This is a genomic window from uncultured Abyssibacter sp. (genome assembly GCF_964000955.1).
Taxonomy (GTDB): domain Bacteria; phylum Pseudomonadota; class Gammaproteobacteria; order Nevskiales; family OUC007; genus Abyssibacter.
Genome location: NZ_CAXFCL010000170.1, coordinates 1 through 11,788 on the forward strand (window position 1 = coordinate 1; position 11,788 = coordinate 11,788).

Annotated in this window: 10 protein-coding genes; 5 read left to right on the plus strand and 5 right to left on the minus strand. The window is 63.0% G+C overall.

The features are described 5' to 3' along the window. On the plus strand, nt 1-1,113 hold a 1,113-nt coding region (locus tag ABNS06_RS08115; RefSeq protein ID WP_348673778.1), incomplete at its 5' end, for a transporter substrate-binding domain-containing protein. A gap of 25 nt (nt 1,114-1,138) precedes the next feature. On the opposite strand, the gene ABNS06_RS08120 is transcribed toward ABNS06_RS08115, so the two are convergent. The 4 genes from ABNS06_RS08120 to ABNS06_RS08135 form a co-directional block, all read right to left on the minus strand. After that, nucleotides 1,139-1,276 carry a DUF3096 domain-containing protein gene (locus tag ABNS06_RS08120; protein ID WP_291514141.1) on the minus strand — a complete coding sequence of 46 codons (138 nt, stop codon included), beginning with the start codon at nt 1,274-1,276 and terminating at the stop codon, nt 1,139-1,141. A gap of 34 nt (nt 1,277-1,310) precedes the next feature. Continuing rightward, the gene (locus ABNS06_RS08125) at nt 1,311-1,520 is read right to left on the minus strand and encodes a DUF3185 family protein (protein ID WP_348673779.1); all 210 of its coding nucleotides are present in this window, start codon (nt 1,518-1,520) and stop codon (nt 1,311-1,313) included. Between the two features lie 120 nt (nt 1,521-1,640). Further along, nucleotides 1,641-2,537, minus strand: a complete 897-nt coding sequence (locus ABNS06_RS08130; protein WP_348673780.1) for a PPK2 family polyphosphate kinase — start codon at nt 2,535-2,537, stop codon at nt 1,641-1,643. A 4-nt stretch (nt 2,538-2,541) separates the two neighbouring features. Then, nucleotides 2,542-3,954, minus strand: a complete 1,413-nt coding sequence (locus tag ABNS06_RS08135) for a mannose-1-phosphate guanylyltransferase/mannose-6-phosphate isomerase (RefSeq protein ID WP_348673781.1) — start codon at nt 3,952-3,954, stop codon at nt 2,542-2,544. 481 nt (nt 3,955-4,435) lie between these two features. Here ABNS06_RS08135 and ABNS06_RS08140 point away from each other — a divergent pair, with 481 nt between their 5' ends. The 4 genes from ABNS06_RS08140 to ABNS06_RS08155 all read left to right on the plus strand — a co-directional run bounded on the left by ABNS06_RS08140 (nt 4,436) and on the right by ABNS06_RS08155 (nt 10,576). After that, a complete protein-coding gene (locus ABNS06_RS08140; protein WP_348673782.1) occupies nt 4,436-7,378 on the plus strand; it encodes a ribonucleoside-diphosphate reductase subunit alpha in 2,943 nt (980 codons plus the stop codon). Between the two features lie 155 nt (nt 7,379-7,533). Further along, nucleotides 7,534-8,730, plus strand: coding sequence for a ribonucleotide-diphosphate reductase subunit beta (locus ABNS06_RS08145; protein ID WP_348673783.1), 1,197 nt, complete (start codon nt 7,534-7,536; stop codon nt 8,728-8,730). Between the two features lie 21 nt (nt 8,731-8,751). Beyond that, complete coding sequence (locus ABNS06_RS08150) at nt 8,752-9,276, plus strand: zeta toxin family protein (RefSeq protein WP_348673784.1); 525 nt, start codon at nt 8,752-8,754, stop codon at nt 9,274-9,276. Between the two features lie 301 nt (nt 9,277-9,577). Then, nucleotides 9,578-10,576, plus strand: coding sequence for a hypothetical protein (locus tag ABNS06_RS08155; protein WP_348673786.1), 999 nt, complete (start codon nt 9,578-9,580; stop codon nt 10,574-10,576). Nucleotides 10,577-10,622: 46 nt separating this feature from the next. On the opposite strand, the gene ABNS06_RS08160 is transcribed toward ABNS06_RS08155, so the two are convergent. Then, nucleotides 10,623-11,624: an IS110 family transposase gene (locus ABNS06_RS08160; RefSeq protein WP_348673787.1), complete on the minus strand. Its 1,002-nt coding sequence runs from the start codon at nt 11,622-11,624 to the stop codon at nt 10,623-10,625. Nucleotides 11,625-11,788: the final 164 nt, after the last annotated feature.

The following is an 11,788-nucleotide window of genomic DNA, read 5'->3' on the forward strand; positions in this document are numbered from 1 at the left end:
ATGCGGCGATTCGGAAAACGGTGGATAGGTGTACCCGCGCTCATGCTGGCGATCTGCGGCGGCGCGAGCTCCGTCTCCGCGCTGGAAACCACTCCGCTGGAGACGACACCACTCGCCGATGCCGAGCTGCGCGTCGGCGTCAAGCAGGCGCCGCCCTTCGTCATCAAGCAGCCCGATGGCCAGTGGTCCGGTCTGGCCGTGGATCTCTGGCGCCGCATGGCGTCCCTCGCGCAGCTCGACTACGTGCTGGTGGAACAGCCGTCCGCCGGGGCACTGGTCGAGGCGACGGAATCCGGCCGCATCGATGTCGGCATCGGCGCGATCACCGTCACGGCGGACCGCGAACGGCGCATCGATTTCACCCTGCCCTACTTCAACGCCGGCCTGGGCATCGCGACGATGCAGGCACGCAGCGGCCTGCTCGCCACGCTGACGACGCTGCTGTCCTGGCAATTCCTGTCCGCGGTCGCGGTCCTGGTCTTCGTGCTGCTGCTGGTCGGGATGCTGATCTGGGTGCTGGAGCGACGGCACAACGCCGAGCAGTTCGGCGGATCGGCCAGCCAGGGCATCGGCCACGGATTCTGGTGGTCCGCGGTCACGATGACCACGGTGGGGTACGGCGACAAGGCGCCCGTCACTCCCGCCGGTCGACTGGTCGCGCTGATCTGGATGTTCGTCAGCGTGATCACCGTGTCGAGCTTCACCGCCGCCATCGCCTCGGCGTTCACGGTGGGGCAGCTCACCAGCCAGGTGACGGGACCGTCCGATCTGCCCAAGGTGCGGGTCGGCGCGCTGGCGGATTCCGCCTCCGTCGACTACCTCACCGGGGTGGGCGTGCGCCCGACCACGTTCTCCAGCCTGGAGGCCGCGGTCTCGGCGTTGAACGACGGTGATCTGGACGCGGTGGTCCACGACGCGCCGATTCTGCGCACCACACTCAACTCCGGCGATTATTCCAAGCTGCTGGTTCTGGATCGGCTCGTGCGCCCCGAGGACTACGCCTTCGTCGTGGCCCAGGGTTCACCACTGCGCGAGCAGCTGAATCCGGCGCTGCTGGAAGTCATCCAGGACGACGACTGGCAGCGCATGAACGCGTCCTATCTGGGCCCGTGACGGCCACGCGGACGGGTCCTGCGGCCTACATCCCCAGCATGTCGAGTACACCGACGGCGATCAGGTAGATCGCCACGATGTAGTTGAGCAGTCGCGGCACCAGCAGAATCGCGACGCCGGCGGCGATGGAGATCAGCGGAATCAGTTCGATGTGAATGGTCATGTGTCGTCCTTGGGGCGCGGGGATGCGCGGCCTGTCAGCGTTTCTTTCCGAACACGGCCAGCAACAGGCCCAGCGTGGCGCTGGCGACGCCGCCGATGAAATACCAGGTGGTCTCGTCGGAATAACGACCGGTCAGCGACTCCGACAATTCCTCCGCGAACGATTGTGAGGCGTTGTAGCCCAGCGCGATCAGTACCACGCCGACAACCAGCGCGACGATCCCGACGATGCGAACGGGGTGCATCCTGCTCTCCCTTGAAGAAACACTGATTGATTCACGCCACTGATGATGCGAACCAATCAGTGCTCCCTGGCATGCAGCCTGTTCACAGCCTAACCGAGCGCACGGAAACACAGCGAGTTTTCACTCCTGGCCCAGCGCCCGCGCCAGGCGTTGCAGCCGCTGCGCACGCTCATCGGACACGGTCGGATAGCGCGGGTCCATGGCGTCCAGCGTGCGCCGGATGGTCTGCGCGACCAGCAGCCGCGCACTGGGCTTGTGATCGGCCGGGATGACATACCAGGGCGCCCAGTCACAATGCGTCGCGCGAATGGCCGCCTGGTAGGCGTTCATGTAGTCATCCCAGTGCTCGCGCTCGCGCACGTCGGCCTCGTCGAACTTCCAGTGCTTGTCCGGATGCCGCAACCGGCGCAGAAACCGCCGCTGCTGTTCCTCCGGCGACAGGTGCAGCCAGAATTTCAGCACCACCGTGTCATTGAAGGCCAGATGCCGCTCGTGGGCGGCGATGGACCGCAGGCGCTCGTCCCAGAAACCCGGGTCATCGTGCAGGCCGAAGCGTTCGGGATGCACGCGCGCGATCAGCACATCCTCGTAGTAACTGCGATTGAACACGCCGATGTGCCCGCGCGCCGGCAACGCCAAGCTGCCGCGCCAGAGGAAGTCATGCGCCCGCTCGCGGTGCGTCGGCACCTTGAACGCGGTGACCTGCACCCCCGTGGGATTGACCCCGGAGAACGCGGCGCGAATGGTGCTGTCCTTGCCGCCCGCATCCATCGCCTGGAACACCACCAGCAGCGCGCGACGCGCCTCGGCGTACAGCTGTCTTTGCAGATCGTGAATCGCGGCGACTTCGTCGGCCAGCCGTGACTTCAGGGTGGACTTGTCGTCGTCCCGATCGGCAGGCGCGGTGGCCCAGTCCCCGACGCGAAAGCCATCGGCGTCGACCACCCGGAACGGAGTCTGCGGGAACGCGGTGAACGGCCGGGTGACGGCGCCTGCGCTTGCGACGTCACCCGACATGAGCTCAGGCGCGGTTGTAGTCGTCCTGGAAGCGGACGATGTCGTCCTCGCCCAGATAGCTGCCGGACTGCACTTCAATCAGCTCCAGCGGAATCACGCCCGGGTTTTCCAGGCGATGCGTGGTCCCCAGCGGGATGTAGGTGGACTGATCCTCGGTCAGCGTCAGCGTCTCGTCACCCTTGGTCACGATCGCGGTGCCCTGCACGACGATCCAGTGCTCGGCGCGGTGATGATGCATCTGCAGCGAGAGCTTGCACTTGGGCTTGACGACGATGCGCTTGACCTGGAACCGGTCGCCCAGCGCGATGGTCTCGTAGCTGCCCCAGGGCCGGTAGACCGTGGCGTGATGCAGCGCCTCGGAACGCTTCGCGGCCTTGAGCTGCTGGACGATGGCCTTGACGTCCTGCACCCGGTCGCGGGTGGCGACCAGCACCGCATCGGTGGTGTCGACGATGACGGCGTTGTCCAGCCCCACGGTCGCGACCAGACGGCCATCATTGGAGCGCACGAAGGTGTTGGTCGTGTCGTGGGTCAGCACGTCGCCCTGCAGCACGTTGCCGTCGGCATCGGGCGTGTTGACCGTACCAAGGTAGGTCCAGGAGCCAACGTCGTCCCAGCCCACGCTTAGCGGCACCACCGCGGCCTTGTCGGTCTTCTCCATCACCGCGTAGTCGATGGAATCTTCCGGGCTCTTGGCGAAGGCGGTCTTGTCCAGCCGCAGGAAGTCCAGATCCTCCTTGCCCTGGCTCACGGCCGCCACGGCCGCATCGAGAATGGCCGGCGCATGCTCGCGCAACTCGTCCAGCAGCGTGCCGGCCTGAAACACGAACATGCCGCTGTTCCACAGGAAATCGCCGCTGGCGATGTACTGCTCGGCCGTCTCGGTATCCGGCTTTTCACGGAAGGTCCTGACCTTGAAGCCCTCGCCCACAGCATCGCCGGTCTGGATGTAGCCGTAGCCCGTTTCCGGCCGGGTCGGCGTCACGCCAAAGGTCACCAGGTTGCCGTCAGCGGCCAGTGCAGCCGCCGACTCGGCGGCCTTGGCGAATCCGGCCGTGTCGCTAATGACGTGGTCGGCCGCCATCAGGATTAGCACCGCGTCCCGACCGTAACGCTCGGCGACCAGCGTGGCGGCGACGGCCGCCGCGGGCGCCGTGTTCCGCCCCATGGGCTCGAGCACGATGGTCGACTCGGTCTGCCCCATCTGCTGCAACTGCTCGGCGACGATGAAGCGGTGATCGTCACCACAGATCAGGATCGGAGGCTGCACATCCGGCAGAGCCGCGCTGCGCGCCACGGTAGCCTGGAGCATGGTCCGGTCACCGGCGAGCTTCAGAAACTGTTTGGGGAACAGGCCACGGGACATGGGCCACAGACGGGTGCCGGATCCACCGGCGAGCAGAACGGGAACGATCATGAAATTCCTGGATGACTGATCTTGTATGGGAATCGGCGACTGCGCGCTCAGCCTAGTATGACGAGCGCGCCGCGATATTGCATCGCATCACAGAATCACGCCCATCCGCCTTCCGGCACCACTATCGGAACCGATGCCGCAGGGCGGTGAAGCGCGGGTGAAATCAAGCTGCGCATGTTGCACTGCGATCACCCGGGATCGACCGGTTCGCGAATGCGCGTTTCAACGGGCAACCGACGATCGGTCGCAGCGGTTATGCACCGAATCTTCAATCCGCAGTAAACGCTTGCGCGTCAAGCGATTGACGGGTTTCACCCACGGTTTATCCACAGGGTTGTTCGCGCAGGGACACTACATCTAGTGGTCCGGAGGCTTGTCAACCACAATATTTGGGGTTGACGCGCCTTGCAGATGAATTAACTTCCAACGGGTCGGGACCAACCGGATGGGTCCCAGTCGCAGCTCCCAGGGGGATTCCCAGATGCAAACCGAGGCCTCCAACCTCTCCAAAGAAACAACGCCGCGCGCGCCCGCCGCTGCGCGCGAAACCCACAGCCAGCCCGAACTGAGCGCCACCGCGCCGGGCAGCTACAAGGTCATCCGTCGCAACGGCAAGGTCACGCCGTTCGATGCGAGCAAGATCGAGGTCGCGATGACCAAGGCCTTTCTGGCCGTGGAAGGCGGTGGCGCCGCCGCCAGCGCCCGCGTGCATGAAAAGGTGCGCAACCTGGCCAAGCAGGTCGCCCAGGCCGTCACCCGCAACCTGACCGGTGGCGGCACGACGCATATCGAGGACATCCAGGACCAGGTCGAGCTGGCGCTGATGCGCTCCGGCGAACACAAGGTCGCCCGCGCCTACGTGATCTACCGCGCCGAGCGCGCCCGCGAACGCGAGATCGCCAAGACCGCCGAGTTGCCGCTGGGCCAGTCGTCGCTGCGCGTGACCAACGCCGCCGGCCAGATGGTGCCGCTGGACGAGATGCGTCTGCGCCGCGTGGTCACCGAAGCCTGTGAAGGCATCGCCGATGTCGACGGCGAAAAGGTCATCACCGAGACGCTGAAGAACGCCTACGACGGCATCAAGGAAAACGAACTGGCGACCGCGCTGACGCTTTGTGCCCGCACGCTGATCGAATCCGAGCCGAACTACTCCCAGGTCGCCGCCCGCCTGCTGCTGGACAACCTGCGCCACGAAGCCATGGCCTTCCTGGACATGCCCAACGCCTACCCGACCCATGGCGAGATGCGCGGCCTGTACGCCGACTACCTGAAGGCCTACATCCACCGCGCCGCCGAACTGGAGCTGGTGGACAGCGCCCTGTGCCAGTACGACCTGGACAAGATCGGCGCCGCGCTGCTGCCGGACCGTGACAACCAGTTCACCTTCCTGGGCCTGCAGACGCTTTACGACCGCTACTTCATCCACAGCGACGAAACGCGCTTCGAACTGCCGCAGGCGTTCTTCATGCGCGTGGCGATGGGTCTGGCGATCAACGAGATCGACCGCGAGGAACGTGCGATCGAGTTCTACCAGCTGCTGTCGTCCTTCGACTTCATGTCGTCGACGCCCACGCTGTTCAACTCCGGCACCCTGCGTCCGCAGCTGTCGTCCTGCTACCTGACCACGGTGCCGGACGATCTGGGCGGCATTTACGGCGCCATCCACGACAACGCCATGCTGTCCAAGTTTGCCGGCGGTCTGGGCAACGACTGGACCCCGGTCCGCGCGCTGGGCGCCCACATCAAGGGCACCAACGGCAAGAGCCAGGGCGTCGTCCCGTTCCTCAAGGTCGTCAACGACACCGCCGTGGCCGTCAACCAGGGTGGCAAGCGCAAGGGCGCGGTCTGCGCCTACCTCGAGACCTGGCACAAGGACATCGAGGAATTCATCGAGCTGCGCAAGAACACCGGTGACGAGCGTCGCCGCTGCCACGACATGAACTCCGCCAACTGGATTCCCGACCTGTTCATGAAGCGGGTCATGGAAGAAGGCCAGTGGACGCTGTTCTCGCCCAACGACGTGCCGGACCTGCACGATCTGACCGGCACCACCTTCGAGGAGGCCTACGCGGCCTACGAGGCGAAGGTCGACGCGGGCGAGATCACCGTGTTCAAGCGCATGCCGGCCATCCAGCTGTGGCGCAAGATGCTCGGCCTGCTGTTCGAGACCGGTCATCCCTGGATCACGTTCAAGGATCCCTGCAACCTGCGCTCGCCGCAGCAGCATGTCGGCGTCGTGCACAGCTCCAACCTGTGCACCGAAATCACGCTGAACACGGCGCCGGGCAAGGAAATCGCCGTCTGCAACCTGGGTTCGATCAACCTGCCGCAGCATGTCGAGGAACTGCCGGACGGCAGCATCGGCATCAACCGCGAGAAGCTGGCCAAGACCGTCAAGACCGCGATGCGCATGCTGGATAACGTCATCGAGTACAACTACTACTCGGTGCCGACCGCACGCGCCTCCAACCTGCGCCACCGCCCGGTGGGCATGGGCCTGATGGGCTTCCAGGACGCCCTGTACAAGCTGCGCCTGTCCTACGAATCCGACGAAGCCGTCGAGTTCGCGGACACCTCCATGGAACTGATCAGCTACTACGCCATCCAGGCCTCCAGCGATCTGGCCGAGGAACGCGGCACCTACCCGAGCTTCGAGGGCAGCCTCTGGAGCCAGGGCATCCTGCCGATCGATTCCATCGAAAAGCTGGCCGAGGCCCGCGGGCAGTACCTGCAGCAGGACCGCAGCCAGCGCCTGGACTGGGACACGCTGCGCGAGCGCGTCAAGACCGTGGGCATGCGCAACTCCAACTGCATGGCCATCGCCCCGACCGCGACCATCGCCAACATCACCGGCGTGAGCCAGTCCATCGAGCCGACGTACCAGAACCTGTACGTCAAATCGAACCTGTCGGGCGAGTTCACCGTCGCCAACCCCTACCTCGTCGCCGACCTCAAGGAACGCGGCCTGTGGGACAACGTGATGGCGCACGACCTCAAGTACTTCGATGGCTCGGTGCAGCCGATCGACCGCGTGCCGGACGATCTCAAGGCGATCTACCGCAACGCCTTCGAGGTCAACCCGCACTGGCTGGTCAAGGCCGGCAGCCGTCGCCAGAAGTGGCTGGATCAGGCCCAGAGCCTGAACCTGTACATGTCCGAGCCCAGCGGCAAGAAGCTGGACGCGCTGTACAAGGACGCCTGGCTCTCCGGCCTGAAGACGACCTACTACCTGCGCACCATGGGCGCGACGCACGCCGAGAAGTCGACGATCACCGATCACCGGCTCAATCAGGTGAGCAAGGGGTCCTCGCCGTCACCGGCCGCCGTGTCGGCCTCGCCGAGCCCCAGCCCGTCGCCGAGCCCGCAGGCCGAGGCACCACAGGCCTGCTCGATCCTCGACCCGGACTGCGAGGCCTGCCAGTAGGCGCCCCGCGACAACGGCGGATCGCCGGTGGTCAACCGCGCAAGCGCTGACCATCGGCGATTCACCCGACCGAACACCGAACACGACACGCATACAGCACATCGAGACTTCTCCCACCCGCACAGGAGTCCCGAACACCGAATACGGAGCCCGCGATGAGCACACTCGACTGGAACGACGATCCCACGCAGCAATACAGCCCGCAGCAGCCATCCACGGCGCAGACCGCCGGCTCGCTGGGTGCCGCCCACCCCGATCCCTTTGCCGTGCAGACCGGTGCCGCGCAGGCCGCCGGCGCGGGCACGACCGGGCTGGAAGACGTCGCCATGGGCGCCGGCCGTATCCAGGTCGACGACAAGAAGATCATCAACTGCAAGGCCGACCTGAACCAGCTCGTCCCCTTCAAGTACCAGTGGGCCTGGGACAAGTACATCGCCGGCTGCGCCAACCACTGGATGCCGAACGAAATCAACATGTCGGCCGACATCGCCCAGTGGCGCAACCCCACCGCGTTCTCCGACGACGAGCGCCTGATCATCAAGCGCGCGCTGGGCTTCTTCGCCAGCGCCGACTCGCTGGTCGCCAACAACCTCGTGCTGGCCGTGTACCGCCACATCACCAACCCCGAATGCCGCCAGTACCTGCTGCGCCAGGCCTTCGAGGAGGCGCTGCACACCCACGCCTACCAGTACATCGTCGAATCCCTCGGCATGGACGAAGCCGAAATCTTCAACATGTACCGCGAAGTGAAATCGGTGCACGACAAGGCCGCCTGGTCCCTGCCCTACACCCAGTCACTGGCCGACCCGATGTTCCACACCGGCACGCCGGAAGACGACCAGCGCCTGCTGCGTGACCTGGTCGCGTTCTACGTCGTGTTCGAGGGGATCTTCTTCTACGTGGGCTTCGTGCAGCTGCTCAGCTTCGGCCGCCAGAACCGACTCACCGGTGCCTCCGAGCAGATCCAGTACATCATGCGTGACGAGTCCATGCACATGAACTTCGGCATCGACGTGATCAACCAGATCAAGATCGAAAACCCGCACCTGTGGACCGCCGAATTCCAGGAAGAGATCAAGGACATGGTCCGCGAGGCCACCGACCTGGAAATCCAGTACGCCCACGACACCATGCCGCGCGGCGTGCTGGGCCTCAACGCCAACATGTTCCACGACTACATGCACTTCATCGCCAACCGGCGCTGTAACCAGATCGGCATCCCCGACATCTTCCCCGGCGCCACCAACCCGTTCCCGTGGATGAGCGAGATGATGGACCTGAAGAAAGAGAAGAACTTCTTCGAAACGCGGGTGATTGAGTATCAGGCGGGTGGGACGTTGAGTTGGGATTGAGGCAACGTCTCCAAGGAACTGGTGGCACAGCCAGAAATCCTGATCATTGCCGGCCCTAATGGGGCCGGCAAAACCACATTCGCGACTGAATATCTCCGATACGAAGGCGCCGGGATGGCCTTCGTCAACGCCGACCTGATCGCAGCGGGCCTGAACCCCACCAACCCTGCGGCGGCTGCCATGACTGCTGGCCGCCTCATGCTCGAAGAGATCGAGCGCCACATACGCGCCCGACAGTCCTTCGCATTTGAAACCACGCTATCCGGCAAGCGATACGCTGCCCGCATCCAACAGTGGAAGCGGGCCGGATGGCACACCCACCTGATCTTCCTTCGGTTGGAATCATCCACACTCGCGATACAGCGCGTACAAAAACGTGTCCGTCTCGGAGGACACGACATCCCGCCCCGGATCGTCATACGTCGCTACGACGCCGGATTGACGAACCTGCGCGAAATCTATCTGCCGATTGTTGACAGTTGGTCGATCTACGACAATTCTGAGCTTGAGCCTGTTTTACTGGACCATGGAACTCATGCAGCTTGAACGCTCCAGGAAGCAACCAATCGAGTCCGCTAGTGACCCTTATTTGCCGGCTCTGCGCAGAGCCGCACATCGCGCCACATTGCGTGATCGTATTGCGACTGTCGCCGTGGCTGACTTCCTTCCCGAGGACCTTGAACTGCTTGTTGATCAAATCTTGAGCCGGTCTGAGCAGGCAACTGATTCAGCGGCCCACGTTGCAGTTGATCATTCAAGATTCAAGACCTGATCCCGCTCGCTTTTGCCCCCCGCCACCGTCGATGATTCACACTATGCGAACCGATTTCCCCAAACTATTTCTTTCATGAACTTCATCCTCTCGAAAGCGACCACTTCTCTCATTGCTTGCTTGGCTCTCTTAATATTGGGGTGTGGCGGTGGATCCGATAACGCGCCTGATCAAGCCGTGCGTGCGATCCAGACGCCGGATGACGCCGCTGCATACTTTGCGGTTGTGTTCGAAATGACCGAGTTGTATCAGCATCCTCGCAGCAAAAGACTCTTGTCCGGCGAGGCGATTACGGCACCCACGCGGAAAACAATTAGCACGGTACAGTGCGAATCAGGCTACTACACCGACGATGACGCGACTGGGCGCCGCGACTACTACGACTGCGCGGGCACCTATGACAGCGGCATCGCCACCCAATATTCAGTCCTCAACGGTCCGATCACCAGCTCCATTGCTCTGGACGATGAATCGACGCTCGGCCTGAGCAATGCATGTGACGCAGAGACCGGGACACGCTATGGCGAGCCCAACAATCCTTACATCGAATACCAACGGATCGAGTCGGACACGCAACTCGTTGAGACACTCACCCACCAGACGTTGAGTGTCGCATCCACCTACATGGCCGACTACAACAACGGCGGCCCTCTGCGATTCGTCCGTCTCTGCCGCGAGTTCGACGGACTTCGCACAAACGACAACCTACGCGACGAAGCGCCAGCCGCCCAGTTTGATTTCGACCAGCTCGTCATTCGATCTGAAGAGCGGGAGTCGAACGCCGGGTTTGTTGAGTACAAGGTCGACGGTGCACTTGCAGTCAATCTTGGCGAGTTGGAAAACGGCTGCCCGGTGGGCGGAATGGCGGTCGCAACCATCACACCGATAACCCAGCATCTTCAATCCTACGTGGTCACAGACGGTGTCATTCAGGTCACTGACGAGGCGGGCACCGTCGCGCAGATCCGGGTAGTTGAACCCAGTGAGAACAGTACTCTTCAAATCACGGTGGGCGCCCAATCAACATATGTCCGCTATTTCAATCTGCTGCAGGCCTGTGACGGCTATTTCTAGATTTCGGCAGAGCCGGGGGCAAGGGCTCAGGGGTCCAGAGCCGGGGTCAGATACCGTCTTGAACCGCAAGCCCGTTGAGTGGAATTTTTGCATCGAACGGAGTGCCTGAGGTCACCACGCCATAGATCATGTGGACCAAGCGACGCATGCTGGCCCCGACAATGGCTTTGGGCGCCAAGCCCCGTGTTCGAAGTCGTTCGGCCATCGCCATGATCACCGGGTTGTGACGCACGGCCACCAATCCCGGCATGTAGAGCGCTTTTCGGGCATCGGCATGGCCGGTTCTCGACAACATCGTTCGTCCCCTGACTGACGTACCGGACAACCGCTGACGCGGTGTCACACCGACAAACGCGGCCAATGCCTTGGCGCTCTTGAAGCGTCGGACATCTCCCAGATAGCCCAGCACCCGCGCAGCAGTCTTGTCTCCGATGCCAGGAATACTGCGAATCAACTCGGCGTCCTGTTTGAGTTCCGGATGGCCGTCAATGTGATCGTTGATGTCCCGTTCGATCTTATTGATCTGCCGATCGAGCCAGGCAATGTGTTCCTGGACCATCTTTGCCACTGGCGAGGTGCTCACTTGAGCCATCACTTCAAGCCGATTCAGTTCCTGCTGACGCATGTCCTGCAGGGCTTGCAGGCGTTCGACCAACGCACGCAGATCACGCACGGCCAGACTGGGCGGATGCCATGGCTCCAGCGACACGGAGCACGCAAAGCTGGCCAACAGCCTCGCATCGGCCCGATCTGTCTTGTTGCGGCTGAGCTGGACCTGGCCAAAGCCCTTGATGCGAGCGGGATTGATGACGCTGACTGTCCAGCCTTGATCCACCAAGGCTACAGCCACGGCTTCGCTGTACGGACCGGTCGCCTCAAGACACACGGGCGTGCCTGATGCCAAGCCTTGCTCCATGAGCCACGCGTGCAGAGCATCATGACCAGCGCGATCATTGGGAAGCACTTTCGTCTTGGCTTTGCGCCCGCGAAGCACGCAGATATCCAGTTTACGTTTGGACACATCAATGCCCACGGCACACTCGTTCATCGAATCCATCCTCGCGGGAGCTGGGGTCAGGTCTTGCAATCCAACATCCGTATGGTCGCGGGCCTCGCGAGTTAGGTCTTGAACTGTGCATCAATCTTATTCCACCCAATCAATTCAACGACTTACCAGATACACGCCACGACAACACCGCTCGAACTGACAGC